Origin of the sequence: Arthrobacter sp. TMP15 (assembly GCF_039529835.1) — a bacterium.
In the GTDB taxonomy this organism is placed as follows: Bacteria; Actinomycetota; Actinomycetes; order Actinomycetales; family Micrococcaceae; genus Specibacter.
The window spans coordinates 1,851,399-1,876,989 of record NZ_CP154262.1 but is presented as its reverse complement, the minus strand read 5'-3'; the positions used below and the strand labels follow the sequence as shown (position 1 = coordinate 1,876,989).

General features: G+C 57.9%; 27 protein-coding genes. 16 read left to right on the top strand and 11 right to left on the bottom strand.

Going from position 1 to position 25,591, the window contains the following annotated elements; genetic code table 11:
* Positions 1-317 precede the first annotated feature (317 nt).
* The gene (locus AAFM46_RS08225) at positions 318-989 is read left to right on the top strand and encodes a hypothetical protein (protein ID WP_110107707.1); all 672 of its coding nucleotides are present in this window, start codon (positions 318-320) and stop codon (positions 987-989) included.
* Between the two features lie 223 nt (positions 990-1,212).
* Here AAFM46_RS08225 and AAFM46_RS08220 read toward each other — a convergent pair whose 3' ends face one another.
* Positions 1,213-2,382, bottom strand: a complete 1,170-nt coding sequence (locus AAFM46_RS08220; protein ID WP_343317366.1) for an IS30 family transposase — start codon at positions 2,380-2,382, stop codon at positions 1,213-1,215.
* Positions 2,383-2,473: 91 nt separating this feature from the next.
* Here AAFM46_RS08220 and AAFM46_RS08215 point away from each other — a divergent pair, with 91 nt between their 5' ends.
* Positions 2,474-2,845 carry a DUF6176 family protein gene (locus tag AAFM46_RS08215; RefSeq protein ID WP_343317364.1) on the top strand — a complete coding sequence of 124 codons (372 nt, stop codon included), beginning with the start codon at positions 2,474-2,476 and terminating at the stop codon, positions 2,843-2,845.
* Positions 2,846-3,027: 182 nt separating this feature from the next.
* Here AAFM46_RS08215 and AAFM46_RS08210 read toward each other — a convergent pair whose 3' ends face one another.
* Positions 3,028-3,393, bottom strand: coding sequence for a MerR family transcriptional regulator (locus tag AAFM46_RS08210; protein ID WP_343317362.1), 366 nt, complete (start codon positions 3,391-3,393; stop codon positions 3,028-3,030).
* 73 nt (positions 3,394-3,466) lie between these two features.
* On the opposite strand from AAFM46_RS08210, the gene AAFM46_RS08205 reads away from it, so the two are divergent.
* The 3 genes from AAFM46_RS08205 to AAFM46_RS08195 are packed head-to-tail and all read left to right on the top strand — an operon-like array spanning position 3,467 to position 5,908.
* Complete coding sequence (locus tag AAFM46_RS08205) at positions 3,467-4,693, top strand: MFS transporter (RefSeq protein ID WP_343317360.1); 1,227 nt, start codon at positions 3,467-3,469, stop codon at positions 4,691-4,693.
* Entirely contained in the window at positions 4,690-5,283 is a 594-nt protein-coding gene (locus tag AAFM46_RS08200) for a DsbA family protein (RefSeq protein ID WP_343317359.1), read from the top strand. Before AAFM46_RS08205 ends, AAFM46_RS08200 begins: the two co-directional genes overlap by 4 nt.
* A gap of 34 nt (positions 5,284-5,317) precedes the next feature.
* A complete protein-coding gene (locus AAFM46_RS08195; protein ID WP_343317358.1) occupies positions 5,318-5,908 on the top strand; it encodes an NAD(P)H-dependent oxidoreductase in 591 nt (196 codons plus the stop codon).
* A 130-nt stretch (positions 5,909-6,038) separates the two neighbouring features.
* Here AAFM46_RS08195 and AAFM46_RS08190 read toward each other — a convergent pair whose 3' ends face one another.
* The 7 genes from AAFM46_RS08190 to AAFM46_RS08160 form a co-directional block, all read right to left on the bottom strand.
* Positions 6,039-6,740 carry a hypothetical protein gene (locus AAFM46_RS08190; RefSeq protein WP_343317357.1) on the bottom strand — a complete coding sequence of 234 codons (702 nt, stop codon included), beginning with the start codon at positions 6,738-6,740 and terminating at the stop codon, positions 6,039-6,041.
* Between the two features lie 11 nt (positions 6,741-6,751).
* Positions 6,752-8,170, bottom strand: coding sequence for a DUF2079 domain-containing protein (locus AAFM46_RS08185; RefSeq protein ID WP_343317356.1), 1,419 nt, complete (start codon positions 8,168-8,170; stop codon positions 6,752-6,754).
* Positions 8,171-8,466: 296 nt separating this feature from the next.
* On the bottom strand, positions 8,467-8,628 hold the full coding sequence (locus AAFM46_RS08180; protein ID WP_343317355.1) for a hypothetical protein: 162 nt from the start codon (positions 8,626-8,628) through the stop codon (positions 8,467-8,469).
* Between the two features lie 227 nt (positions 8,629-8,855).
* Positions 8,856-9,743 carry a PhzF family phenazine biosynthesis protein gene (locus AAFM46_RS08175; RefSeq protein ID WP_343317354.1) on the bottom strand — a complete coding sequence of 296 codons (888 nt, stop codon included), beginning with the start codon at positions 9,741-9,743 and terminating at the stop codon, positions 8,856-8,858.
* A 183-nt stretch (positions 9,744-9,926) separates the two neighbouring features.
* Positions 9,927-10,403 carry a GNAT family N-acetyltransferase gene (locus AAFM46_RS08170; protein ID WP_343317353.1) on the bottom strand — a complete coding sequence of 159 codons (477 nt, stop codon included), beginning with the start codon at positions 10,401-10,403 and terminating at the stop codon, positions 9,927-9,929.
* Between the two features lie 122 nt (positions 10,404-10,525).
* Positions 10,526-11,362: a phosphotransferase gene (locus AAFM46_RS08165; RefSeq protein WP_343317352.1), complete on the bottom strand. Its 837-nt coding sequence runs from the start codon at positions 11,360-11,362 to the stop codon at positions 10,526-10,528.
* Positions 11,363-11,600: 238 nt separating this feature from the next.
* Positions 11,601-12,221 carry a hypothetical protein gene (locus AAFM46_RS08160; protein WP_343317351.1) on the bottom strand — a complete coding sequence of 207 codons (621 nt, stop codon included), beginning with the start codon at positions 12,219-12,221 and terminating at the stop codon, positions 11,601-11,603.
* Between the two features lie 187 nt (positions 12,222-12,408).
* On the opposite strand from AAFM46_RS08160, the gene AAFM46_RS08155 reads away from it, so the two are divergent.
* Entirely contained in the window at positions 12,409-12,867 is a 459-nt protein-coding gene (locus AAFM46_RS08155) for a GNAT family N-acetyltransferase (protein ID WP_343317350.1), read from the top strand.
* Between the two features lie 312 nt (positions 12,868-13,179).
* Here the strand turns inward: AAFM46_RS08155 and AAFM46_RS08150 are convergent, their stop codons facing one another.
* On the bottom strand, positions 13,180-13,911 hold the full coding sequence (locus AAFM46_RS08150) for an alpha/beta hydrolase (protein ID WP_343317349.1): 732 nt from the start codon (positions 13,909-13,911) through the stop codon (positions 13,180-13,182).
* Positions 13,912-13,984: 73 nt separating this feature from the next.
* On the opposite strand from AAFM46_RS08150, the gene AAFM46_RS08145 reads away from it, so the two are divergent.
* The 10 genes from AAFM46_RS08145 (at position 13,985) to AAFM46_RS08100 (ending at position 22,854) form a co-directional block, all read left to right on the top strand.
* Positions 13,985-14,683, top strand: coding sequence for a YafY family protein (locus tag AAFM46_RS08145; protein WP_343317348.1), 699 nt, complete (start codon positions 13,985-13,987; stop codon positions 14,681-14,683).
* A gap of 310 nt (positions 14,684-14,993) precedes the next feature.
* Positions 14,994-15,566: a PadR family transcriptional regulator gene (locus tag AAFM46_RS08140; RefSeq protein WP_343320420.1), complete on the top strand. Its 573-nt coding sequence runs from the start codon at positions 14,994-14,996 to the stop codon at positions 15,564-15,566.
* The gene (locus AAFM46_RS08135; protein WP_343317346.1) at positions 15,563-16,303 is read left to right on the top strand and encodes an ABC transporter ATP-binding protein; all 741 of its coding nucleotides are present in this window, start codon (positions 15,563-15,565) and stop codon (positions 16,301-16,303) included. Before AAFM46_RS08140 ends, AAFM46_RS08135 begins: the two co-directional genes overlap by 4 nt.
* Complete coding sequence (locus AAFM46_RS08130) at positions 16,300-19,245, top strand: ABC transporter permease (RefSeq protein WP_343317344.1); 2,946 nt, start codon at positions 16,300-16,302, stop codon at positions 19,243-19,245. Before AAFM46_RS08135 ends, AAFM46_RS08130 begins: the two co-directional genes overlap by 4 nt.
* A gap of 138 nt (positions 19,246-19,383) precedes the next feature.
* On the top strand, positions 19,384-19,845 hold the full coding sequence (locus AAFM46_RS08125) for a GNAT family N-acetyltransferase (protein ID WP_343317342.1): 462 nt from the start codon (positions 19,384-19,386) through the stop codon (positions 19,843-19,845).
* Positions 19,846-20,776: 931 nt separating this feature from the next.
* A complete protein-coding gene (locus tag AAFM46_RS08120; RefSeq protein WP_343317341.1) occupies positions 20,777-21,034 on the top strand; it encodes a glutaredoxin family protein in 258 nt (85 codons plus the stop codon).
* A gap of 13 nt (positions 21,035-21,047) precedes the next feature.
* Positions 21,048-21,380 (top strand): hypothetical protein, encoded by a 333-nt coding sequence (locus tag AAFM46_RS08115; protein WP_343317340.1) that lies wholly within the window; start codon positions 21,048-21,050, stop codon positions 21,378-21,380.
* Positions 21,381-21,532: 152 nt separating this feature from the next.
* Complete coding sequence (locus AAFM46_RS08110; RefSeq protein ID WP_343317339.1) at positions 21,533-21,859, top strand: hypothetical protein; 327 nt, start codon at positions 21,533-21,535, stop codon at positions 21,857-21,859.
* Positions 21,856-22,170: a hypothetical protein gene (locus tag AAFM46_RS08105; protein ID WP_343317338.1), complete on the top strand. Its 315-nt coding sequence runs from the start codon at positions 21,856-21,858 to the stop codon at positions 22,168-22,170. The genes AAFM46_RS08110 and AAFM46_RS08105 overlap by 4 nt, the downstream gene beginning before the upstream one ends.
* A 246-nt stretch (positions 22,171-22,416) precedes the next feature.
* Positions 22,417-22,854: a hypothetical protein gene (locus tag AAFM46_RS08100; RefSeq protein ID WP_343317336.1), complete on the top strand. Its 438-nt coding sequence runs from the start codon at positions 22,417-22,419 to the stop codon at positions 22,852-22,854.
* Between the two features lie 747 nt (positions 22,855-23,601).
* On the opposite strand, the gene AAFM46_RS08095 is transcribed toward AAFM46_RS08100, so the two are convergent.
* The gene (locus tag AAFM46_RS08095) at positions 23,602-24,993 is read right to left on the bottom strand and encodes an MFS transporter (protein WP_343317335.1); all 1,392 of its coding nucleotides are present in this window, start codon (positions 24,991-24,993) and stop codon (positions 23,602-23,604) included.
* Between the last annotated feature and the right edge of the window lie 598 nt (positions 24,994-25,591).

Sequence of the window (25,591 nt, the reverse complement as noted above, 5' to 3'; positions counted from 1 at the left end):
AGTTCCATGGTGCGTACGCCCTCGAACACAAGGAAAACTATGACTGCCATATCGATCCACGGCGAATGCGAAGCCACCACTACGGGGGACGGGGAACAAGCTTTAGTGCAGAGCGCAAACTCCGCCCGCGAACAACGCCGAAGATTGAGGCTCCTGAGGAAACGGCTCCGCGAAGGAACAGCCCCAAGTCGGACGGCGAGCATCGCGCGGCCACACGAATCACCCCAGATGCTGATGGCCGGAAGTTTTGGCTCGAGAATCATCTGACCCCGCACGCATCCTGCTAGGACCCATTTCCAAGAGAAGGAAGTTCCGGAATGAAAATCCTCAACGTCTCCATCACCGTCCGCGACCTCGAAAAGGCCGTGCAGTTCTACCGCGACGTTCTTCTGCTGCCTGTCGAAGCGACACCCGCTGGCGCGGAGGTCACCATCGGCTCCAGCCGACTGAGGCTGAGTACCGGGGAGAGTTTTGACGGTGTCCATCACCTCGCCTTCGGAGTCCCTCCCTCGGAGTTTGAACTGGCCCACACGTGGTTGGCCCGTCGTGTCTCCCTGCTCCAGGCAGACGGCTCGGAGGTCATCCTCGGTTCGAAAGAGTGGAAATCCCGTTCCCTGTATTTATTGGGACCCGAAGGAATCATCCTGGAGTACATCGCCCGCGACGCCGATGCGTCCACGGTTCCCGGCACGGGCGAAAGCCCGCACATGCTGTCCATCAGCGAAGTCGGGATTGGTGTAGACGACGTGCTGGACACTGTGGCCACGCTCTCCGAAGAGTTGGCCATCCCCACCTACTACGATCGGTCCAGCACCTTCACCTCGATGGGCAGCCACGATGGACTCCTGATCGTTGTGCAGCAGGAACGGCTCTGGTTCCCCACCAAGGTATCCAAGCCGGCTCGCGGGCCCCTCACCGTTCAGATCGAACCGCTGGCGGGGAAATCCCGAGTAGATCTCGGCCCGAATATCTCGATAGTCAGCGGATAGCTAAGGCCACGACCGGACTTCTTCTAGATCGGAATCTACCTCGGAAACATCCTGTTTGACGGTTCCTCGTAGACATTAGCAACTCGTCCCGCAAGACGGTCCTCCACCGGAGCGTGTGCAGACGACTCCGGAAATCTTCGAAACAACGTGGTTCCGCAGGTGTCACATTCGCGTATACCCCGCCCGACTTAATGCCCGGTGAGCACCCGGCGGATTCTGGCGGTCATTGCAACAGGAGGGGTTCGATCAGTTCGATCGGTTTCTTGAACTCTAGTCGTTTGCGTGGTCTGTCGTTGAGTTCAGCGGCGACCCAGTCAAGATCCTGGGCACTGTGGATGCTCAAATCAGTGCCTTTGGGGAAATACTGGCGCAGCAGTCCATTTGTGTTCTCGTTGATACCACGCTGCCAGGGCGAATGCGGGTCGCAAAAGTAGATCTCGATGCCCGTATCAATCTTCACGGTTTTCCAGTCCTGCATTTCAATGCCTTGATCCCAGGTCAGGGAATGTCGCAGTGCTTGCGGGAGTGTTTTGATCTTTGCGGTCAATGCCTCCCGCATCTGCTCAGCTTTGTACCCCTGGGGTAAGTGAACGAGCATCGTGTAGTTGGTGTTGCGTTCCACCAGGGTCCCAATAGCGGTCTGGTTACCCTTGCCAATGATCAAATCCCCTTCCCAATGTCCTGGCACGGCACGGTCTTCCACTTCGGGTGGGCGATGGGAAATATTGATCATTCCCGGGATCCGATTCTTACGCTGCCCGGTCTTGCGGGAGGGGCGCCGCACGGCCCGCCCAGTGCGTAAACACGCGACCAGATCCCGATTCAAGGCGCCCCTGGACTGGACGTACAGGGATTGGTAAATAGTCTCCGGTGACACCCGCATCTCCTCTTCGTTGGGGAACTGGACGCGTAATCGTCCTGCGATTTGTTCCGGTGAATACTTCTTGGCAAGGTCCGCTTCCACCACTGTACGCAGGGCTATGTTCGTGTGGAGTTTGGCCGGTTTCGGCCGGCTGGCACGCTCGTAGGCGAGCATGTGGGCCGAGGTTGCCCGGTAGGCGGTGCCGGGTTTCGTGTTGCGTCTCAACTCCCTGGATACCGTCGAGGCAGACCGGCCAATAACCTCCCCAATCGCTCTCAAGGACTGTCCCTGGGCACGGAGAATCGCGATCTCTTCACGCTGAGTGAAGGTCAGGCAACGGCCCTTTAAATTCCTGCCGCGGCGGGGCCGCACACCACCAGCGTTAGCCAGAACAGTGCGCCCGGTACGCCTACTGGTATTGATCGGAATAACGGCATCAGTGATGAAATCACCTGCCTGCATCCCTGCCCAAAAGACCTGCAATAGATCCGGCCGGAAAAGGATTGAATAGTTCGCCATAGCAACACTCATTCACTAAGTGTTGCAATCACCGCAAGAACCCAAGGAACCCTGACTGGGAATCATTTTGAGTTTCGCGGTACGAACCCGGCACTATGGACAAATGAAGACTGAACTAACCCGTTTCCGAGTCCGCGAGAACGCACAGAGCAGCGTCGAGGAGTGGATGCAATTCCTGAACGCGAATGCTGCCGCAGTTCGAGAGACACTTGAGCCCGAGCAGATGTACGTTGAGACGATCTTCTCGGAGACGATCGATGGAATTGACTACCTGTATTGGTACAGCGTCCAGGGTGAAGACGGTTCCGGTGTTGAGCAATCGGAGCACTGGCTTGATGAAAAGCACATGGAGTTCTGGCGTGCTTGCATCGACGACACCTTCCCCGGGGAAGATCTCACTCCTCGCGTCACGATGATTCCGGAACGCGTGGAAGCAGCCATGAAGCCTCTGGCGATAACTGCCGACACAAGGTAACTAGTCTTTGAATGGTTCCTCAAAGGGGAACCATCTGCGGGATGCATCACTTGGCGTAGGGGAGATCCTGTCACTGACGCGTGCAGCTGCCTGGTTCCTTGTCGTCTGGACAGCTTGTCTTTGGGGCCGGTGCTCGACCATGGACGCGTCATTTGCAGCCTGTTCCCTTCATAGGGGATGAGCTACATGACGGGTGAGGCCACGACGCTGCTGACCTCGCACAGCTGCACGGGTCCTGTCAGGTCGTCGAGTGCATGGTTGAGCTCATCGATGCGTTCCTGGGCGGCAGCGCGAAGTCTGGTGCCAACGATGGCCCAGTCCGCCGGGGACGGCTCAGGTGGAAGGCTCATCAGCAGCTCAGAAATTTCGGTCACGGACATGCCCACGCGTTGGGCGACTCGAATCACCTTGATCCGGCAGGCATCTTCTTCACTGAAGCGGCGTTGATTCCCGGAGGTTCGTTCACCGGAGATCAGGCCATGCTTGTCGTAAAAGCGCACGGCCGACGCATTCACCTTGCTGGCGTGGGCCAGGTCTGAAACCGTCATGGACTTTGTTGCCATTGTTCCGTTGCACCTCTTTAGTTGACTTCAACCTTTGTTCAAGTCTTAGCATCGCTGCATGACCGAACGCAACCAGCTTGAGACCATCCACGAGTGCCGAGAACCCCTCACCGGCGGGTCTGTGGCACTAATTGCAGCGAGCATGCTCACCGTCATGGCCGGAGCAACGATCTCCCCAGCGCTGCCGAAAATGGCCGACTACTTCTCTGAGGTCGAGAATTCCGGCTTCTTGGTCAAACTCGTTGTCACCATCACTGAGCTGTCCATAGCCGTCTCCGCCCCGGTCCTGGGCTGGCTCAACGACCGGTTCAGTCGGTCCCTGGTGCTCAAGGCCTCCGTCGTGCTCTATGCGGTCGCGGGATCAGCGGGATTGTGGATCGATGATCTGACGGCGCTCATGGTGTCCCGCGCGATTCTCGGTGTCGCTGTGGCCGGTGCCATGACCTCTTCAACCGCGCTGATCTCCGAATGGTTCACGGGCGAGCGACGGTCCCGAATGTTTGGCTTTCAGGCCGCTGCGAGCGGGCTGGGCGGGGCGGTGTTCCTGTCCCTGGGCGGCGCGCTGGCCGCCATTAGCTGGAATGCGTCTTTCGCCGTGTATCTCCTGTCGCTGCCGGTCGCCATCCTTGTCGCGCGGAAAGTCACCGACCCTCCTCCGTTGCCACAACTCAACGCCGGGCAACGGGAGGGGCAGAACCCCAGTGCACCGGGCCTGATTTCAGGCATCGTGGTGCTGGCCTTTGTGATCCAGGTTGTCTTCTATGTCGTGCCGACTCAACTGCCTTTCCTGCTTGGGAAGATGGACGCTGAGTCCTCGACCACGGGCTTGGTGATCGGGTGGATGGTCCTGGTCCAGGCCCTCGCCAGCTTGAGCTATCGCCAGGTTTCCCGTCTGGGATTCCGCAACGTCGCGATGCTCAGCATGGTGCTGATGGCTGCCGGCATGACAACGGTCGGCACCTCCGAGGCCATCGCCCAGGTCTTGGCGGGCCTGACGATCTCGGCCCTCGGCGTCGGACTCGTCATGCCAAACCTCAATTCGTGGATGTCGGTCAACACCTCGTCCGCGAATCGGGCGCGCTCGATCGGCGCGTTGATCTCCGCCATGTTCCTGGGGCAATTCACCTCACCACTCATTGCGGAGATCGTCATTCGGGGAGGCGGCACCGCCCAGGCTTTTCTCGCCGCGGCGGTCCTCTCCCTGGTGGCGACCATCGCCGTCCTGATCCTCTCCACTGCGAAGATTCGGCAATCCCTCCCACGAAAGAAGGCCAAAAAATTATGACACCCAAGCCTTCCCTCATCATTGATGTCGCCTGCGCCTGGTCTTACATCGCCTTCGAGCGTGTGGCCAGCGTGATCACCGACAAAGACCGGGATCCAGATACCTACCCGCTCGGCTTCCTGCCGCACCAACTCGACCCCTCAGCGACAACGACCGGCGAGCCCCTCATCCGCGTGCTCCATGAACGGTTTGGACCCGGCGTGGACGCCGAGAACGATCGCGTGCGGGCCATCGCCGTGCAGGAAGGAATCACCCTCGATTATGAAAACGGCATCCACTCCAACACCTTCGACGCCCATCGGGCGATCTACGACGCAAGCCAAGCCGGGCGCGGCCCATCCATGGTCCGGGCGTTATTCCGGGCGCACTTCAGCGAGGGCGAGAACATCGCCGACCCCACATTCCTCACGACCACCGCACGGGGACTCGGCGTTGAGCTGACCCAGGATGAGAGCACACGGTTTGTCCGCGACTCGCTCGAGTTCGTCCGCGAAAAGAAAATCTCCGGGGTGCCCGTCCTTCTCTGGGAAGACGGCACGACGCTCAAGGGGATGCAAAACAAAAGCACGCTCGCACACCTGCTTCACTGACCGACCGCCACACTTCTGCAAAGCAAGGAACCCAATGAAAATCGGAATTATCGTAGGCAGCACCCGCCCGGGACGTCGATCCATCATGGTAGCCAAATGGATGAAAACCATTGCAGATCAGCGCCAAGGACACGGCTTCGTCCTGCTGGACCTGCTCGACTACAACCTTCCGCACCTGAACGAAGCGATCCCCGCAGCCATGGGGAAACCGTACGGACACGCCCACACGCGCGCATGGTCCCAAGCGGTCGCCTCCTGCGACGGGTTCATCATCGTCACCCCCGAATACAACCACTCAATTCCGGGGGCCCTGAAGGACGCCCTGGACTACCTTTTTGGGGAGTGGCACAACAAAGCCGTTGGCTTCGTTGGCTACGGGCTACTGGGCGGTGCCCGGGCCGTTGAACACCTGCGGACCATCTCCGCAGAACTGATGCTCGCCGATGTCCGGGCGCAGGTCGCCCTGTCCCTCTTCGCGGATTTCGTAGAAATGGACAGGCTGGCTCCCGGGGAACACCACGTGGGAACCGCGAATCAAATGCTTGACCAACTATTGAGCTGGAGCAGTGCCTTGGGCCAGCTCCGTGACGCACCGAGAGACGAGCCACCTCTTGTCGTGGCCTGACAGGGGCGGATGACAAGTGATTCAGGCGGGATGTCGAACTAGCTAGTTGTGCAGGCGCTTGCCCGATAGGGAACGCCCTGCGGAACATGCAAGTGTTGGATCAGCTGAGAGCAGCTATCTATGTGTAGTTTTAGTTTTTGGGGTTACCGTTCTCATCCACGGGGAAGCTGTCGACGATTTTGTTGGTGGCCGTATCGATGATGATGACGGATTCTTGTGGCCATGCCGGGTTTGGGTGGACGGTGTAGCTGATTTTCGTACTTTTTGTGGTGCGGTTGTATCCGTCAACAACTTTATTGGAGCGGGTGTTTACCGCGACCGTCTCATTGGGCAATCTCCTCAGATCGCCGTTTTCAGGCGTCGAGTTCCACCACCCCTCATAGCCGTCGATGGTTATCACGCGGACGGGTCCAGTGGTGGGGTTGCCGTCCAGGTCCACGGCAAAGGTCTCTAGGGTCCGGTTGCGTGCTGGGTCCAACACGATGATGACGTTGTTGGCCCATCGTGAGCTGCGCAAGAAGCTGTAGTTATCTGCTGTAAGTTCCGGCGGGGTGCCGATGCGTTGAATAACCTTGTTTTGTTTCGTGCTGAAAATGATGAGGTTTGTGGGCTTTCCGGGTAGCTGAGACTGGTCCCACCAGCCATGGTAAGTACCGTCTGTGTCTACCGAGAACCGCTCGGCGACGGTGAGGACTTGCACATCGGAGACGTCCAATGGCTCTAGTGTTTGCGTGGCGCAGCCGCTTAGCAGGAAGATGACGACGGCAGCGGCTAAGGCGGGCAAGGGTCCAACACGCCATGGTCGCTGTGGAACTTGTGTGCTTTGCTTCATTCGTTGCGGCTTCATTCGTTGCGTCCCGACTGGTAAGGCGATGAACAGAATTCTGGGGCGCTTTGGCCAGGCAGATAGGGGCGGTAGAGAACCATGATGCCATCGTCTTGATGGACCACGCGGAACCCATAGTCTTGTTTGAACTGCAGAGCCTGAAACGGGGTGAAGTTGCCGTCGCCACCCCCTCCAGTATCGGTTTGCGTGAAGTCAATGACGGCCCAACTAGCATAGTCCACCTGTCGGCCGAGCATGCCTGCATTGGTCCGGTTTGTCAGGTGCGGTATCAGCCTGTCATCGGCTTCCACGCAAACGCCGGAAGGGATCATATTCACTGCTCTTTGCTGGGCAGCCATGTGGGCGGTGTACTGCCAGGCTTTGCCGCTCACCACGTTATGGACAGGAAAGAGTCCTGGGATAACAGCAATTCCTACCGCCACGGATACGGCAAACGCCGCAGGCACCCATACTTTCGCGCCCTGAAGTTGGGGAAACCGTTTGGCGATCTTGGCGAGCACATCCACGGCGGAAAGGACCAGGATAGGGGCCAGGATGGCGTTGTATTGAAACGCCGTGGACCAAGTGCCCGGACGGTCGCTCAGGAGCCTGCTGGCAAGAATGGGAGCTGCGAGCAGCACATAAGGTGACAGGAGCGGCAGCAGCGCCAAAGGAAAGAACAAGGCGGCCCATAAGAATCGCTTGGTTCCGTCGTCGAACAGGATAGACAGAGTGTTCAACGGATGCGTCACCATGAAAGCCAAGGCTTCCCCCATAGTGGGGCCCAGAGAAGTGTACTGCCAATAGCCAAAGCTGGCCGATCGGTTGAAGAACGGGATGATCTTTCCTGTTGTGAGCAGGTATGCCACGGCTCCTGTGATAAAAAGTGCGAGTCCAAGTTTCCAGCGCCGTCGCACCACCATCACTAAGGCGATCGCCATGACCATGAAGCCCATGTCCTCCCGAACCCCCAACAAGATCACGGAGAGCACGGCAACAGTTGCATACCGGTTCCGGTCTATGAAGAAAATAATCCACGCAATCAGGGGAACGCCGAAGGCAATTTCGTGGAAGTCGAAGTTCACCAGCCCCTGGATCGGCCACCAGAACACATACCCGGCAGATACGGTCAGTGCGGCCCAGTGGCCCAGGCGCGCCCCAGCAAACAGATACACCGGGTAGATGGATAAAGCCATCAGTACCGCCAGCACAATACCCAGCATGCGCGGGTCATTCCAGAGCCAATACAACGGTCCCAAGAGCGCAATGATGGGGTGGAAGTGATCACCGAGAATGTTGTAGGTCAGGCCCTTAATTTCGCTGTATGGACCTATGAAAGCTGAGTATTGCCGGACAACTTGGTCGAAGATGCCCAGATCGTAGCCGGAGGAACGAAACGAGCTGTACCGAAGCATCGACAATATTGAATACGTCACGGTGGCAAGCAAAGCAAGAGCGTTCACCCACCCCGGCTCACCCCGGAACTGTGCTCCGGCAAGGGATCTTGTCTGTCGCCAAATAGACGGCTGAACTTCACTATCACCTTGCACCTTGCGAGCCGTCCAATATAGTCAACGACATAATTCCCCCTAATCCAGCCACCAAGTCTACGATGCCGCGAAAGCTCGCCTAACCGAAACAATATATCCGTCGGATCCGCGTCCATGTGTGCAAAATGACGCCGTAGAAACACGCGCTGCACGACTACCGGCGGTGCCCGCAGGTGGAACCTTCACCGGGACGAGTTGTCCGTGTTCTGCCGAGCGGTCTGACTTTCCAGAATGGCGAGTGCTTTTTCACTCGCGTTACGAATCCGATGCAACGCACCAACAATGCTGATGCTCGCAAACAGCACGATGAGAATCAGAACGACGAGCAACAAAGTGTTATCCATGGACTCACTCTGTCAGATCCGGCAGCTGCATCGAAAGCGGTTCGCTCATCAATGGCGTCGACTTGCATGTGGGCGTACTGATGAAGTGGTCAGTGGGCTTAACTCTCGTCCCAATGAGGAACGTTCTGCGGGACGAATCACTATGCATACGGGTGTTGCTGATGGGGCAGACGAATCGTGTGGCTCGCCTCACGCCAACCATCGAGGTCTGGCCTGAGACGTGGGATTCAGCGAGGAAGGAAGGCGCTGCCTTCCATGAAGCGCACACAGCGACCCGTCAGTAAGGTGCGCTCACCTTCGAAGTTGATCCGCACTGTTCCGCCCCGGGCTGATGCCTGGCGAGCGATCATTTCATTCTTGCCGAGTCGTTCGGCCCATAGCGGAGCGAGCTGGCAGTGGGCGGAGCCGGTGACAGGGTCCTCGGAGACGCCCGCTTCACCACCGAACCAGCGGGAGACCACATCATATTCGGTTCCGGTGCCCGGAGCGGTGACAATCATCCCGCGAACCGGCAGTGCGGCCAGAACCGCGAGGTCCGGGGAAAGATCGATCACGGTTTGGGCGTCCTCAACCATATAGATCAGGTCGGTAGCTTGTAGAGCCTCAACCACGGGGACACCAAGCGCCTTGGCTAAGGTGGGTTCAATTGCCACCGGCACGGGAATTTCGGAGGGGAAGTCCATAGTGTATTGCCCGTCGGTGGAGCGGGTCACCGAGAGCCAGCCGCTGCGAGTGTAGAACTGCAGCTCCTTAGCCTCGGGGTGCTCGTCGTCAAACAGGTAGGAAGCTGCGGCCATGGTCGCGTGCCCGCACAAATTGACTTCGACGGCAGGGGTGAACCAGCGCAAATGGTATGCCGGATGGGCGGGCTCTGGTGCCTGGACTCCGTTGGGCAGGGCCTTCACTAGGAATGCCGTCTCGGAGAGGTTATTTTCTTCTGCTGCTTGTTGGAGTACCCCGTCCGGTAGCCATTGGGGCAGGGGCATGACGGCAGCCGGGTTGCCATTGAAGAGGGCATCAGCAAAGGCGTCGATCTGCACAAGGGGAACCTTAAGGTAACGATCGCGAGGATCTAACTTACCTCCGGAGGGGGTTGATGTTGAGTTGCTGTGCATGGTTTCTTCCTTTTGTGTCCGAACGTATATGTTGCCTAGACGAGATGGCATCCGCTGCGTTCCGTCAAGCGCATAGCGGAGAACAAGTCCCTGAGGGTGCTGGAGAGGGCTGATCTTTGAACGTCCACCGTGAAAGGGAGAGTGCGCTTCTGTCTCTCGCCTTGGCTTGGTCGGGTTTGATCGCTACGCCAGAGTGTAGAGGTTAAGCCCATCGTGGTTGGAGCTGAGCTGGAATCCACGGCGGGTGAGCAGCTTCGCAGAGGCGGCGTTGGCCTGGTCCACGCGAGCTATAAGCTGACTGGTTCCGTAGTCCTTAGGAATACTGGCTAGAGCGCCATCGACCATGGCCCCGGCGATGCCGCGGCCCCAATTTTCCGGCGATACCCAGTAGCCAACCTCGACGCCGTCGTCCTTGCGGGAGGAGACCACGATGCCGACAGATTCATTTGCTTCTGTGGCCAGGTACCAGCGCGTTGCGCCGACGATGTCGAGCAGATCCTGCCGCAGCGCTGCGCTTACACGGTCCTGGATGGTTTGTTGCTCCCAAGGCTGCCCGTCCCCGATGAAGCGGGTCACCCGTTCATCGGAGGCCATCCCCGCGAAGAATGCCGTGTCAGATGCGTGAAACGGGCGCAGTTCGATCGAGAGAGGGCGCGGCATTAGAGACCTTTCGCGGTTAATGGTGCTATGGCCAACTTACCAAGGGCCATGGAGTTTGCTGAATCTGTAAGTCCTCACACGCGGACATTGTGTCACCCCGCCCAGTTCCAGTGGGGAACGTTCTACGGGACGCCTGCGCGTCGGAGCCGTTCCGGTGCCTGCCACATGAGCGCATCCAGTGCTACCGGCGGGGATTGGAAGAGACTTTCACCTCGGGCGTTATGGAGTGCAGGCCACAGGCTCGCGGCCCAGACAGCCTCACGCTCTTCCTGGGAAAACTGCCGACCACGCGCCTGCTGGTAGGAGTCGATGAATTTTTCCGAGCTTTCGATGGTTGCCAGCGTTGGGATGGCGGTGCTGGCAAAGGCGCCGGATGCTGCACCGACAATGGTCGCTTCCGGGAGGGCGACGAGGCTATCCCAATCGTGAACCGCCCATGGGAGGCCCTCTTGCCAGCGAAGATTTTGGCTCTCCCAGTCACCGTGCCCAACAACTAGGGGTAGACGTCCTTGAGCCAGTCGTTGCGATACGGTACGAGCAATAGCATGCACGTGCTCAGGTACTAGGTCTTGGTCCAGGGCGTCTACCACTGGATTTGGTGGCCACAAGCCGCCCGTTGGAGGATTCCAGTGCATCCACGGCGGCGGTGCGCCAAGCCCGGTCGGGGACTGTGATTGAAGAATCTCCATCAGCTCCGCCAAGAGTTTGGCGGACCGGTCAGCAAAGGAAACTTCTCCACCGGTGTGCATTTCACCGCCAGGAAGCCATGTCTCAGCACTGATCACTAAACCCGGTTCGAGGAGGTCAGCTCCTGTCAGTGGCCGCGCGCACGGGAAGCCGGCATCCGCTGCAATGCGCTGAATTTGAAGGCATCGACTGATCCTGTCGGTAGAATCAGACCGGACTTTGACGGCGACAGTGTCTTGTTCATCGGAGTCGTAGCGGAACTGGTGAGACATTTGACCGCCAGCTTCGACATGTTGTGCTGTGAGGGTGCCGTGCCCGAGCACGCTAACACTCCACGCCTGAACTTCAACGGTTATTGATCTCAACACCATCATTCGATTCTACAAACAGGGACCCGGCAGCTAGTTCCACCATCGGCCATGACTCACTAGCGCGGCATCCTCTACCGTGCCGCATGCGCAACCCCCTGCGGTGCAGCGATATCCAGTGGACCCGTCAGCGGGCAACCCGTCAATCGCCCGCGCTTGGCGGCAGGTCGTCTCTATCAGCTCTCACCGACGCAGTATCAATTCGGGGATCGTTTATCAGTTGCCGAAAGATTGGTAGCTCGGCAGCCACGATCAACGAATCTGGGTATAGACGACCACCCCATGCGAGGCGCCCGTCGGTGTCCCACGCGAACTCTGGAACCCTTCGTCCAGCCCGCACATCGTCAGGACTGAGGTGCGCCTCGAAGTATTCCTCCCCGAATACTCGCCTTGGGGAGCTGGTGTGCGGTGCTTCGGCGTAGCCCATCCAACGGAGACATTGGAGCTCGACAACGCCAATCGCATCACGAAGGGCATTGACGGTTTCTTCATCCAACTCGCCCATGCAGGAAACAAGGCCGCGAATGGAAGGCTTTTCCTCGGCTATGCGTGCGGTCGCTTCAAACCAATCCAGCGAGGCAGAATGATCTTCTACCGCGACGTACTGGGACCATCGCACAATGTCTTTCCCGTACTCGAGAGCGGGGTCTCGAAATGGGAGGTAAAGGCGCAGCATCGGTAGGCCGCGATGCGTTGCCGGGATGAAATCGCGCGCCTGAGTGGCCCATCCTGACCTTGCCAGACCCATGATATCTTCGCCCATCCTGACATCATAGCTGGGCGAGGTGTGTCATGTTCAGGCCTCGAGTCCATAGATATCAGGAGTGGTGGCCACTGGTCTGATTTGTCAGAGATGCTCGGCTGATAATTTCACAAGGCGCCAACACAGACGGCACTGTTCGTAGGGTAACGGCATAAGGGCGCTTGAAGCTCTGTGTGAGACTTTATCTATGATCTCCATACGGCAGCGAAAAGAAGCTGATCTCGACACGATAGTTGGATGGGTACCTGATGCTGCGGCTCTCTACCTATTCACTGGCTCACGATTGACGTGGCCACTATCGACAAAGAAGCTCTCAGAGATGGAGAGCGACCCGAACCTCAGTGCATGGATTGGCGCGAGCGACAGCAACGGCAAACCTGTAGGCCATTTCGATCTCACCCAGCACGGCGAGACATTCCGGATAGGTCGGGTCATCATCAATCCAGCACAACGAGGTCAAGGGCTCGCCGGGCTTCTCGTCGCACTGGCCGTGGCCAAGGCTCAAGCACTAGGAGCCTCCCGGATCACGCTAAATGTCATCGCCGGAAATTCGCCCGCCATTCGCACATATGAGCGAATCGGATTCAGAACTGCTCCAACGTCAGCGGAACCCAGCGTCTTGGCCATGGAGCTCTTGCTGCGATAGACACCCGAAGAGGGACCATCACCGTGCTGCTTTCACTGTTGGAACTGAAGCTGGATCCTGGGTGATACTCGGCCAGAGCGGGTTTCCGTAGGGGGAACCTTCTGCGGGACACTCATTCGACTGAACGGGACCAGGCATAATTGCGGGTAGCCTCCTGCTTCCACCCACTAATGACGACGTCAACAGCGTAGCCTCGGCCTTGCGGGCTCTATCCTTACCGACGCTCAACTCTGCGGCCGTGCATGTTCTGCGAGATGGGAGAGGGCCAGCCGCATTCAGCTGGCCCTCTCCCATCTCTTGTTACTTGCTTTTTTAGTTGCCTCTTGAAGCCGTTGAGTGAATGGCTTTGGCAAGGTCGAGGGGTCGGCTCCACATAGGCCAGTGCCCTGTGGGGAGATCGATGCTGTCGAGGCGTTCGAGGTTCGCGACTTCGGCAAACATGGGATGGCCTGCTTGGACCAGCTCCATCACCTGTTTGCTTGAGATCGAGCAGCACACCAGGGTGGCCGGGATGCTGCTGCGGGCCTCGTTAGTGAGCTCGACGGGCTGACGAAGCACTGGGCCGGGCTCAGGGACGGCAAAAGCCCGAAAACGTTCGAGGGTCTCTTCACTCAGGCCTTCGAGACTCGCCTGTTGCGCGAGCACATCGAACGGCGGCAGCGGCAGCTCATTCACCTCAACGGAGAAATCGGGAGCGGAGATATTGCCCGCCGCCACAGGGCCGGAGTCGACCCAAACTACCCGGTGGACAAGCTCAGGGTGCCGGTCCATGACGAGGCTGACGGGGGCGTTAGCCCCACTGTGGGCGACGAGAATCACGGGCTGATCCCCTTGTTGAGAAATGACGCCCAGGATCGCTTCCACCTGGTCATCGAGAGTCTTCGTCGCACGTTCAGGATCATCCGCGTCAAGACCAGGAAGTGTCATAGCGATTGCATTAGAGTGGGCGGTTTTCAAGTGCTCAAGGACCTCATCCCACGCCCAGGCCCCCAGCCAGTGGCCGGCGATAAGAATAATGGTTGGGCTGCGCTTAGTAGTTGTCATGTCACAACTCTCGCAGGCCCTTCGGACAAGGGTGTGTCACTATTTATGTCATGAATTCATTTGGGCCTGAACTGTGAAGCGCACCGAACGCCTTCATGCTCTAACTGAGATGTTGCGCCGCAGCGGCGCGCGGGGGGTGTCCACCGAACGGTTGGCGAGAGAGTTCGAGGTATCCGTGCGCACGGTCAAGAGGGACCTCGATGCGTTAGAGAACAGCGGGGCGCTTCTATGGTCGCGCCCAGGCCCTGGCGGGGGCTACGGACTAGCTGACGGCGCGTCCCTACCGCCTGTCAGCTTGTCCCCAGCGCAGGCCGTGGCGCTCATGGCGGCAGTGTCCGCTGCCCCCGACGCCCCCTACGCAGATCTGGCAGCCAGCGGTATCCAGAAGATCCTGGACGTCCTCGATCCCAGAACCCGAGAAGGAGCTGACGAATTAGCCCAACGTGTCTGGGTCAACTCAGCTCCTTCGTCTTCGCGCGCAACAAAGTCAGCTTTGGAAGAGGCGATGGCCGAGCAGCGCGTAGTTCGCATTCGCTACACTTCGAAAGATGGCGCCATGACCACCCGCGACGTCGAGCCGGTGCTGTTCGCCTCCACGAACGGCCAGTGGTATCTCATTGGCTGGTGCCGACTGCGTAACGCAATGCGATGGTTTACCGTGTCGCGCATCGATCGGGCCAACGTGACTAAGACGGCCTGTAGCGGCCACACCGTCCAAGAGGTTGGATTACCCCCGGTGAACGCTAGGCCGGTGCACGGTCAGGGCGAGTGAACCACTGAAGTAACGGTCAACGGGGCAGGCGGGATTCATTTTCGAAGTTAAAAACAGTTCCCGAAAGTCTGGTGTCACCCGTCAGAGGATGGTGCCTCCTATAAGCGCCAGTCGACGGCTACTCCATCGGAGGAGCGGCCCGGTGGTGCACTGATTCGATTTGGGGGCATGGATGGTTACGAGATCGAAAAGGAAAGTGCGCGTCACAATTGTGTAGTTACTGAGTAATCGTTACGGTGTAACCATTACTCAGTAACCTTTTCTTTGGTTTCGTAGAAACTGGACCGCCTCGAGGAGTCACGCCTTGTCCGTGAAACACGCCCTGCTCGCCCTGCTTTCGTGGAAGCCTTCCACCATGTACCAATTGCGGAAGGACTTCGATGCCTCCACGGGTGAGACCTGGCCGTTGAACATCGGGCAGGTCTCCACAACGTTGCAGCGCCTCGAGCGTGACGGTCTTGTGGAACAGGATGTGGCTCTGGCTGGTGAGCCGGAGCCCTGGCAACTGACGGAGAACGGGCGTTTGGAAGTGCACGCTTGGTGGCACAACCCCGTCCCTCGGGAGACTCCGGGGCGCGATGAGCTCGTGATCAAGTTGGCCCTGGCCGTGACAGTGCCGGGTGTGGACATTGTCGATCTGTTGCAGCGTCAGCGTTCGGCAACGTTGCGGGTTTTGCACGACATCACCAAGGCCCGCCGCGGTGTGGACGCCGCGGATATTGCCGTGCGTTTGGTCCTGGACAATCACATCTTCACCACCGAGGCTGAATTGCGCTGGCTCGACGACGTTGAGGAAACGCTGGTTAGGGCGAAGGCCGCGGCTCCGGTTCAGACGGATATCAAGGCCCCGGCCACCAAGGCAGCAGCACGGAGCGCACGATGATCCCGGAAAACCTGAACGGAGCTCCCATTCTTGAACTACGCAATGCCTCGAGGCGCCATGGTGAAGGGGAGCGTCAAGTCCAGGCGCTAGCCGATGCGAATATCACCATCGTGCCCGGGGAATTCGTGGCCATCATGGGACCCTCCGGCTCTGGCAAGTCCACACTCCTGCATTTGGCGGGTGGACTTGATATCCCGACGTCAGGCCAGGTCTTGGTGGAAGACACCGACCTTGCCACCCTCAGCGTTGCCCAGCGTGCCGTCATCCGACGACGTTCCGTGGGGTATGTCTTCCAAGATTTCAATCTGCTGCCAGCGCTGACCGCAGCCGAGAATGTGGCCTTCCCACTCGAACTCGATGGCTGGTCTCGGAAGAAGGCGCGGCAGGAGGCCATCGCCCGGCTGGGTGAAACCGGTGTGGGTGAGCTGGCCGACAGACGTCCGGAGAGCATGTCTGGCGGCCAGGCCCAGCGGGTTGCGATTGCCCGGGCGCTAGTGGGTCCGCGCCGGCTGCTACTGGCCGATGAGCCCACAGGCGCTTTGGATTCCACCACGGGAACAGCCATCTTGCAGGTCCTCCGCGACCGCGCGGACAATGGCGCTGCTGTGCTGATGGTGACGCATGAGGCCCGTTTCGCGGCTTGGACGGATCGCACGCTTTTCCTGCGTGACGGCCGCGTCATTGACCAGTCGGGGCCCTCGGATCCGTCCATGCTGCTTGCCCGGGAGAGCCGATGACCGCGCTGGATACGATTGAAAAAGTCTCTGCTGCGCACAAGCCAAGCGGCCGCTTGGGTCGATGGATCAATCCGTGGCTTGCGGTGCTGCGTCTTGCCCAATACGACGCCGTACGGCACCGCGCTCGGACCATCTTGGCTGTTCTGCTGGTCGTCTTGCCCATTGCGGCATTGATCGGCGGGACGGTCCTGACTCAGTCCGCAGTGCCCAGCCGCGACCTTGCCTTGGCTGGCATCCCTGACGGTGTGCAAGCAGAAGTGACGGCAACTGCTGTCAGTCAAACAGGTATGCCCTTCGCCCAGATTCCAGAAGGCGCGCCGGGGCCGTGGATGGATGACACCAGTCAGGTTCCCGCAGGTTTGGCGGAATTGGGAGCAGTCCTTCCGGCGGGCAATCAGTTGCAGCAGTACTGGAACTCGCCCCAACTGTTGATCACCAATGGTCTTGATCTCACGGCCGGGGACGATGCCAAGGCGGGAGCGGGCGTAATTGAAAACGTGGATCTTGCCTCCATCACCACAGCCACTTTGCAGGAAGCAGACGGCCACACGTTGGCGTTCCTGATGCCGAAGCTGGCATCCGGTACGGCACCAGCAGACACTTCGGACATTGTGGTCAGCTCAGCTCTGGCCAAACAGCTAGGCATCTCAGAAGGGGATGTTATCGCCGCCGTGGCCGCACCCTTCAACGGCATGATGAGCACCAACGGCCGAATCGGCGACGCAGTTCAAGATGCCCAGCGCGGCTACCGGGTGTCCGGCGTTGTGGATAGCGATAGCTCTCAGGCATGGGCACTGGAAGGTTGGATCTCAGCCATGGCCACGAAGAGCCCGGCTGGCGTGGACGGCCATTGGCTTGTCGTGGGCAGCGAACCCGTGACGTGGGAACAGGCCAAGGAACTCAACAAACTTCAGGCCTTCGCCGTGTCACGCCATGTGCTGGAAAACTACCCGTCAGCCGGGGAGCTGTACCCGGTCCCGGCGAATCCCGTAGAGGTGCTGGGCCGTATCGCAGCTCTTGCCGTGACCGGGTTAGTGGGTACCATGCTGGTTTTGTTCCTCGTCACTCCTGCCTTCGCAGTGTCCACAGAGCAATCCCGGCGAATGCTGGGTCTGGCGGCGGCCACGGGGGCCACGCCACGTGATATGAAGCGCATTGTCACCGCGCAGGGCCTGGTGGTCGGGCTGGCCGGTGGCATCCTTGGCGCCGTTCTGGGGTCGCTTGCCGGGATCATTGCCCGCGAAGCGATCGAAGAGGGGCCCACCCAATTCCCATGGTGGATTCTGCCGCTGGGGATCGCCATCGCAGTAGTCCTTGGTTTTGTCGCAACGTGGCTCCCGGCCCGAACCGCCTCACGCATGGCACCGGTCGATGCACTCAAAAACCGCCCCACCACGCATCAGCGCAGTTCTCAAAGCCACATTCGGCGCCGGTTGGCTGGCTTTACAGGTCCGCTGTTGTTGCTCGCCGGGGTGGCTTGTGCGGTGCTGTCACTGACTTTGCCGCTACCTGAGATTGTTATCTCTGCGGAAAACTCTGGCCGCACGGGCCGAGGCGGCATGGCGGTGTTGCTGGTGGTGTTGGGGCTGTTGCTAGTGGTAGCCGGGTTGCTGCTGAGCCTGAAATCCCTGGTGAACCTGGCTGGAAGGCTCTCCTGGCGACTGCCGATGCTGCCCCGCCTGGCGTTACGGGACGCGGTGGACCACAGCTCCAGGTTCCTGCCTGCCGCGGCGGGAATCCTCGTGTCCGTACTGGCAGCATCTTTCTTGGCTGTGACGATCGGTTCCCTAGTGGTCAATGATCGTGACACGTCCGGTTCAATGGTTGCTGGAAGCAGTTTTGTGGTGGGGCCGAACGTTCCCGTGTCCGCCAGCTTTGACCGACTGGTCATTAACGACGCCATTTCCACACTGGGGAAGGACTTCCCGGTTGCAGCACACCATCCCATCTTCACAACGCCCAGTGACGGGCCACTGTATCTTGCCGCCGTGATGCCGGAGAGCAGGAGCTGCCCCGAGGGTGAAGGCCCGGACACAGCTTCCTCCGTCCAGATGGGTGTTCCACTGGATTGCGTGTCAGATCAGATTAAATACAGGCCCGGCATGTCCGTCGCTTGGTGGGTCGGCACTGCAATTTACATCATGGACGCTGACGCGCTGCGTTCCTCAGGGCGACCCGGTGCCGAAGCTGCCGCCAAGGTGCTCGATGCAGGAGGTGCCGTCGTCAATAACGCGGCAATGCTCTCAGAAAAGGGAACCGTACGGATTGCCAGCTCAACCGACCGCTTTCCAGATACGAAAAATGCCCAGAACACTACGGTGGTGCCTGGCGCCTTCATGAGGGGATTCACCCCATACCTCACCATTTCCCCAGAAACAGCCGCATCCTTCGCCATAGAAAATCCCGAGTATGTGGGGGAATTCGTGGCCGCCGCGAAGGGGACAACGCCAAGTGAGCTCGCCCAGGCCTCAGCGCTTATCAAAGCTGACAATAACCTGGTGAAGGTGGGGCGCGAGAGCTTCCCGTACCCATGGGGAGAGATGGGGATGCTGATTCCACTGGCCCTTCTGGCAGCATTGGCAGTGGCTGCAACCACCATCTCCATCCTGCTGGCGCGGACACAATCAGTACGTGACGCCGCAACCATGCATGCGATTGGTGCCACTCCACGCTTCCTACGCCGCTTCACGATAGTGCAGGCCTGTGTGGTGCTCGGCGCCGGTGTTCCCTTGGGTGCACTCACAGGCGTGGGCCTTGGTGCCTTCCTCATCGCATGGAATCGCAGAACAGGCGGTGCAGGTGGCACCGGGGCATGGCTTGAAACTGTACCGCTGTGGAGCGTTCAAGGTGTGCTGGTCCTGTCTGTGGTTGGCGCCGGTCTTCTCACAGCGTTCATCATTGGTCGCCCACCCAAGGAGATATGGCGCAGGTCGCTCGACTAGTGACAACCGGCTGTCCTTTCTCTAACCCTCTGCGAGGTGCACATTTCCATCCGAGGGTGCTCAACGGGCTACTTTCGGGGCGAAGAGGCTCTGGCGCCTGAATTGCTCCGGGCATCCGCGGCACATTAGGGTGATGCCATGATTTCTATCCGCGCAGCTATCGATACCGACTACTCTGCACTACTCGAGATCTGGCGGCGCTCTGTAGAGGCAACACACGAGTTCTTGACGCCAGCGGATGTCGATGTCATTGAGCAGGACGTAGCAACATATTTGCCGCAGATGTCCGACCTGCGCGTTGCCGAAGAAGGTGGGCAACTCATAGGGTTCATCGCGATCGAGAATGACACAGTGGAGATGCTGTTTGTTGATGCGCTTGCGCAGGGCCGTGGGATCGGAAGTGCCCTACTTGCTTCGGTCGTCACTGGCCGGGAGTCCATACGAGTCGCTGTCAACGAACAGAATCCGTCGGGACGAAACTTTTACGCCGTAAAAGGATTCACTGAGATAGGTCGGTCCGAAACCGACGGTGAAGGCCGCGCGTTCCCGCTTCTGCACCTGCACCTCGCACCCGCACAGGCATATCAAACACAAAGTTAACAGTCACTCACCTGAATGTCGTCCCGTATGCCGGTCGGCTAACGGACACACCGGCAGCTGACCTGCTGCTTTGTCAACGGTGGCGAATGAAGTGTCCGTATAGGGTGTTCGGTGGAAAATCTCTTGAAGGGCCGCTATACGGAGCACTCTAGGAAACCAATTTTGGCTGGTGTAGCGGTCAAGTGCCGAGCAAATTCCGCACAGTCTGAAAGTGCCATACCGTGCGATCTACTTCATGTTCTGTGGAGATCACTCTTTGTCCTACCCCCGGCGCAGAATGGCGGGGTGAATAAATTTGATCCCGGATCAGTAGAAAGAATGTTGGCTCTGGATGCTGCGATGGAACATCACCCCGCCCTGGTGATGGGCAGTTACAGCGCTTCTCAGTCTTTGCAGAACCCGAGGTAATGATTGGTGAGCGTAAAGGCCAAGCCGTTGCCTACACTCGCAGCTATGGCCTCATAAGAATCACCGAGAAGCGCGGTGTGACTACGTTGGAGTGGCACCCCGCCGGAAGTATCAAACGAGTGAACCCCATAAGGACTTAGCCGGTACTTCTTAGAGCCGCAACGGGTATGTTTCCCATGGTCCAAGACAAGGTGATGCCGAGTCACCAACCAGCGGGGCCAGTTCTTTTCAGCCGATGACAACCATAGGAGGGGAGTGGGGGAGTCCACGAGCGCCCGGTCGCTTTCACCAGGTGGTGAGTTTTCATGCGTCTGTGGGGATTCCCAGCGAGCTACTATCCGTTCTTGCACCACACTCACCGAGCATCCATGTCCACCAATTCAAGACAATATATACCTAAAATTTCTCTACATCTAGGGACAAAATCTATATCTATTCATATGAATAAATAGTATAATTGAGGTATAAGCAAGGCAGATCGAACCTAACTAAAACCCATACGTAACCAAAGGATCTGAACCGGATGACTATCACCATCTACACCAAACCAAGCGGCTGCTTTGGATGCAAGAAGACCAAAGACGTCTTCGATGCCGCAGGTGTCAGCTACATAGAACTCGATATCACCACCAACCAGGCAGCGCTTGAATACGTCAACGAAGAACTCGGATACTCACAAGCCCCTATCGTTTTATACGAACGTGAAGGCACCCTCAATCACTGGTCAGGGCTGAACCCCACCAAGATCAACCAGGTCATTGCACTAGAGCTGGCAGCGTAGGGGAGTGGACGCCATGAAGCCCAGGATCACCCGCCTTGAAGACGTCAGCTACTACCTCCCCCTCTATGACGAGGACGGAGACCAAGACTACGAAGCTTTCTACCACCGGAACCTGCTAGCCCTAGGCCGCGACTTCGGCCTGACAGGCGTCAGCGATGGCGCAGCCTCCGAAATTCGAAGTATCTTCCCGGAGATTGAGAACGCCGCCGATACCACCCCAGAAATCCGTACCGCGTTGATCGGGATAGGCAAGCTCATCGAGCAAGACAACCCCGAAGATCCCCGTATCCGGGATCGCATTGAAGTCGCTATCGCGGAACTTCGCGATCACCTCACCATCAAGTAGAACCTATACACAAGGAGCAAGATGATGGCTGGGGGAGCGGACCCGATCAGTCCGAACCACCGTTCTAGAACCGACGCTATGGCGTGGCCAGTCAAGACACTGGCCACGCCACACGCTCTTTAATTCTTCTTTCAGAATCAAGGATGTTTGAGATGACATATGAAAAAACGATGAACGCTAAGCGAACACCCCCAAGTTTCAGCGTCACCCTCCCGGATGATGTGGCGAATCAGGTACGTGCAGCACTGCAAGCCACCGGTATTCAGGAAGGCTACGCCTCCGTGAATGACCTGATGGAGGGAGCACTACGTAGGGAGCTGCGCAGACTCCAACGTAAACACAATGCAGGTAAAACATGGCCCGGAATCCCCGCCGGGATACTCCGCACAGGACGCCGCACCAAAGAAGAAACACGATCAGGTATAGCACCAGAACCGGCACAATTCCCAGACGCCCAAAAAGGGGAGACTAGACCATGAGAGATAAGCCCTATGCGGGCCCCAGTGACACCAACGACTTCGACGGACTCAGCCCGGATGAAATGGCCAAGACCCTGCACGAGTACCAGTTACTAGGGGAGTGCTTCGAAACCAGTAACGATGAGGACATGATGGGGAAGGGGTGGGCGATTGATGACCCCCTCAGCCTGGTCAAAGGCCACGGCAATAATTTACGCCGCGCAGAGCGCGAGCTCACCGCAGCCGTGGCACTGGCACGTCATCAAGGCGTGTCATGGACCGCGATAGGCGACGCCTTGGATATGTCCAGAGCCGATGCGCGGGAACGCTAAGGGACAACGGACTAAGTCGGCCAGAACCAATCGCGATTGGTCGGCCTACATCGCAGCTCGAACAGACGAGACTGGGTTGGGGCCAGGAGCTGCTCGAGGCTTGAGGCCCAATCCTCGAGCAAGTCATGCTAAGCATGTTCGGGGTTGATGATAGGAATACTGAAAAGTTGGGATTTTCAGGAAACGAAAACTGTTGCAGTACGAACATTCGCTGTGTTGTCAGTGGGTGCTGATAAGTATTGGTTCATGAAGAAATCACTATTACCTGTCTTCGACGACAGTGGCACGGAAGTTAGTCGCGATGTTTATTGGGGCCAGAAGGAACTCGGTGTGGCCCTTGGTACGACCGCACCGTACGTCGGAAAACTACTGCGCATCGTCGGTCTGCTGCGGTATGAGACTAAAGAGCCAACGGCCGAAGCGCTAAGAACCGGCGCAGCAACTTACGTCACGGTGGATACTGCTGATGGTCCCCATCGCTATCCGAGGTGGAGGAAAGATCGGGTCCTGGATGTTCTTGGCCAAGCGCTCCATGACAACCCTAAACCGGTTACACAGATCGGGGAAGGAAACCGGAGTCGGAGGGTTCCTCTTGATCCGCCACAACCTCTTGACGCAAGATGTGAAGCACTCGAGCGTCGAGTCGAAGCCTTGGAACGAAGGTTGATGCGGGGGTCGCGATAACAGTAGTGGCATAGAAAGTTATACTAAGCACCGAAGTTCCGGGGTTATCGGGGGAAATACTGTTTGTGGGGTGGCCCTCACCACTCAGGCCGAACGGTTTAGCGGGTCGTTCCCGAGCATTGGTCCTCAAGCACCGAGTGCTGCACAGTTGGATTACCGTAGCCCTGCCAGCCTTCTGGACCCAACCCCACGGAGAGCAATCCGCGCTCGGTCCCCAGCGCTTCGCTTGCGAGCTGCTGACTGGTCGTCAGCTGCCCCCGCACGTGGTATCTATGTCTGTTTGCGATGTTCCACTATGCGTACGCGCTACCGAAGAAACCGACAGTCACCTTATCCCCGGCACGCGAGGGAGAGCCTACTAGACCGTTCTCAGAAAGTTCGCCATGTCAACGCGTACACATGGCGCTGGCATGGCATAGGGTGGATCCACTTTGCCGGCGGTGTGCTCGCCCCTGATCTTCTTGCAACCGCTACGAAACTAGATCAGCTTTAACCAGAAGTGGGACTGGTCCCGAGTAGAGGTGGAGCGTCGTCTCTGGCAAGGGCTTTATTCTGGCTTCATAAGGGATTACAGAGCTCCTGCTAGTAAAGGATTTGATGCCGTATTTTTTTGGTCTTATTGCAGATTAGCTCTAGTCGGCTTTTGCCGTGTTTGAGATCTACTACTGATATGAGATCAGTCTTTTTAGGAGCACGTCTCATATCAGTAGTAGATCTTGAGGTTCGTCTTGGCGACTATAAAGTGGGTCAGGCTGTTGTGCTCGACCGGCGCTTATGGTCCTCAATGGCAGCTTTCTCATCTTTATTGATGAGCGCGAAGAACAGAACGGTGATGCCAGCGAACACGATTAGCATGATGAAAGCGGCGTTCCAGCCGTAGTTTTCAACAACGAGACCGATGCCCGAAGATGCCAGTGTCGCGCCGAGAACGTAACCGAAGAGACCCGTGAAACCGGCTGCTGTGCCGGCAACACGACGCGGTGCGAGGTCTAGAGCCTGGAGTCCGATCAACATCACGGGACCGTATATGAGTCCGCCGATGAAGGTAACAGCAACGAGTGATACCCAAAGTGGAGCGCCTTGTGGTGTCAGCCAATACACAGCAACGGCTAGGCCGACGGCCACCATGAAGACGATCCCGGTAATCGAGCGGTTGCCACGGAATATCTTATCGGAGGCCCAACCGCATAACAGTGTCCCGCCGATGCCTGCGAGTTCGAACAGTGAGAACCCAGCAATTCCTCCGGTCAGCGAGGCCCCGCGAACAGTTGAGAGGTAAATTGGTGTCCAGGTAAGGACACCGTAGCGCAGGGCATAGACGAAGACGTTTGCCAGTGCTAAGAGCACCATTGTTCGGTTGCCAAGCACATGCTTGCGGACCACGGACCACATGCTGAGCTTTGATTCGGCCTCCTCATCGGACTCGACCTTTGCAGGATCGTTGCGGAATGTTTCGATGGGTGGAAGTCCTTGTGATTCGGGTGTATCCCGGATCATGACAAAGGCTACGATCGCGACGACGATCGCGACGAGAGCAGGCAACCAGAAGGCCACGGTCCAGTCGTTGTTTGTCTGGGAAAGCCCAAGCGCCGCGAGCACACCGACGGCAAAGCCACCTACGTTATGTGCGACGTTCCAGATGGAGGTCTTGATGCCGCGTTCGTTCGTGGAGAACCAGTGGACAAGGACGCGTCCCGACGGTGGCCAGCCCATCCCTTGGAACCAGCCGTTGATGAACATGACGATTGCGAATAGACCTAGGGATGCGGAAACAGCTGGGACGAATGCCACGGCCAGGTTCGCGATCGCGGAGAGTAAGAGCCCAATCGGTAGGAAGTAACGCGCATTGGACCTATCAGAGACCGTGGCAGAGAGGAACTTCGAGAAGCCATAGGCAATCAGTGCAGCATTGGCAATGATACCGACGCCGATTTTGTCGAGGCGCCCCTCGTCGATGAGTAGGGCTCCCACGAGCGGGATGTTGTTGCGTATGAGGTAGAAACCGGCGTAGCCGATGAAAATACCGAGGAAAACTTGCAGTCGTAGACGCGGGTAGACGCGCTTTACTTCAGGATCCGATAACCGAGGTGCAGGTGGTGGCGCGGAGAGCCACCCGAGAGGTTTGGACTTTTGGGACATTTTTTACTCCAATAGGATATGTACGCCTCTTTGCGTACAGGTGCGAACCGAGTCGGACTAGCGACGAGGATGCGGGATATTTACGCGGTGCAGGCACTTTGCAGCGGTTTGAAAAATTTGACGACCGTCTTAGGCTCTCCCTTGGCTAACTATGCGGCGACTGCTCCGCCGTCGGTGTTTTGTATCCTTCGTCATTGACTTCAGCCGCTTCTCTCACGGGCTAAATAAGGGTATGGCTCACGAACACCACCAAACCATTCCCCATTTTGACACCGGCGTTCAAGCGACGTGCACAAACGTGCAATTTTAGTAAGATAAGTACCTTGGGAAAATTTCGCTCTGTGAGACATCGGTATTACTCAATTTTTTAGATCAAAAAAACACCATCTAGCATCACATAAATTGAGCGTTAACAGCCCTGATATCCACACCATAACGACCTTTGAACCGCGGTATAAGTACTAGGTCGCAGGTGTATTTTTTGACCATTTTTCGTTTGATTTAGCGTGGTTCACGCGAACCAATCAGATGCAAAAACAGAGGTTTTCTCTCACAAAAGCCGCTGTAGCGCCTTCTCCGTAACTGCCTGCGCATGGGA

Coding starts and splice junctions, on each gene's coding strand:
- AAFM46_RS08225 (WP_110107707.1), top strand. CDS start 318: ATGAAAATCCTCAACGTCTCCATCACCGTCCGCGACCTCGAAAAGGCC.
- AAFM46_RS08220 (WP_343317366.1), bottom strand. CDS start 2,382: ATGAGTGTTGCTATGGCGAACTATTCAATCCTTTTCCGGCCGGATCTA.
- AAFM46_RS08215 (WP_343317364.1), top strand. CDS start 2,474: ATGAAGACTGAACTAACCCGTTTCCGAGTCCGCGAGAACGCACAGAGC.
- AAFM46_RS08210 (WP_343317362.1), bottom strand. CDS start 3,393: ATGACGGTTTCAGACCTGGCCCACGCCAGCAAGGTGAATGCGTCGGCC.
- AAFM46_RS08205 (WP_343317360.1), top strand. CDS start 3,467: ATGACCGAACGCAACCAGCTTGAGACCATCCACGAGTGCCGAGAACCC.
- AAFM46_RS08200 (WP_343317359.1), top strand. CDS start 4,690: ATGACACCCAAGCCTTCCCTCATCATTGATGTCGCCTGCGCCTGGTCT.
- AAFM46_RS08195 (WP_343317358.1), top strand. CDS start 5,318: ATGAAAATCGGAATTATCGTAGGCAGCACCCGCCCGGGACGTCGATCC.
- AAFM46_RS08190 (WP_343317357.1), bottom strand. CDS start 6,740: ATGAAGCAAAGCACACAAGTTCCACAGCGACCATGGCGTGTTGGACCC.
- AAFM46_RS08180 (WP_343317355.1), bottom strand. CDS start 8,628: ATGGATAACACTTTGTTGCTCGTCGTTCTGATTCTCATCGTGCTGTTT.
- AAFM46_RS08175 (WP_343317354.1), bottom strand. CDS start 9,743: ATGCACAGCAACTCAACATCAACCCCCTCCGGAGGTAAGTTAGATCCT.
- AAFM46_RS08170 (WP_343317353.1), bottom strand. CDS start 10,403: ATGCCGCGCCCTCTCTCGATCGAACTGCGCCCGTTTCACGCATCTGAC.
- AAFM46_RS08165 (WP_343317352.1), bottom strand. CDS start 11,362: ATGTCTCACCAGTTCCGCTACGACTCCGATGAACAAGACACTGTCGCC.
- AAFM46_RS08160 (WP_343317351.1), bottom strand. CDS start 12,221: ATGGGCGAAGATATCATGGGTCTGGCAAGGTCAGGATGGGCCACTCAG.
- AAFM46_RS08155 (WP_343317350.1), top strand. CDS start 12,409: ATGATCTCCATACGGCAGCGAAAAGAAGCTGATCTCGACACGATAGTT.
- AAFM46_RS08150 (WP_343317349.1), bottom strand. CDS start 13,911: ATGACAACTACTAAGCGCAGCCCAACCATTATTCTTATCGCCGGCCAC.
- AAFM46_RS08135 (WP_343317346.1), top strand. CDS start 15,563: ATGATCCCGGAAAACCTGAACGGAGCTCCCATTCTTGAACTACGCAAT.
- AAFM46_RS08130 (WP_343317344.1), top strand. CDS start 16,300: ATGACCGCGCTGGATACGATTGAAAAAGTCTCTGCTGCGCACAAGCCA.
- AAFM46_RS08125 (WP_343317342.1), top strand. CDS start 19,384: ATGATTTCTATCCGCGCAGCTATCGATACCGACTACTCTGCACTACTC.
- AAFM46_RS08120 (WP_343317341.1), top strand. CDS start 20,777: ATGACTATCACCATCTACACCAAACCAAGCGGCTGCTTTGGATGCAAG.
- AAFM46_RS08115 (WP_343317340.1), top strand. CDS start 21,048: ATGAAGCCCAGGATCACCCGCCTTGAAGACGTCAGCTACTACCTCCCC.
- AAFM46_RS08110 (WP_343317339.1), top strand. CDS start 21,533: ATGACATATGAAAAAACGATGAACGCTAAGCGAACACCCCCAAGTTTC.
- AAFM46_RS08105 (WP_343317338.1), top strand. CDS start 21,856: ATGAGAGATAAGCCCTATGCGGGCCCCAGTGACACCAACGACTTCGAC.
- AAFM46_RS08100 (WP_343317336.1), top strand. CDS start 22,417: ATGAAGAAATCACTATTACCTGTCTTCGACGACAGTGGCACGGAAGTT.
- AAFM46_RS08095 (WP_343317335.1), bottom strand. CDS start 24,993: ATGTCCCAAAAGTCCAAACCTCTCGGGTGGCTCTCCGCGCCACCACCT.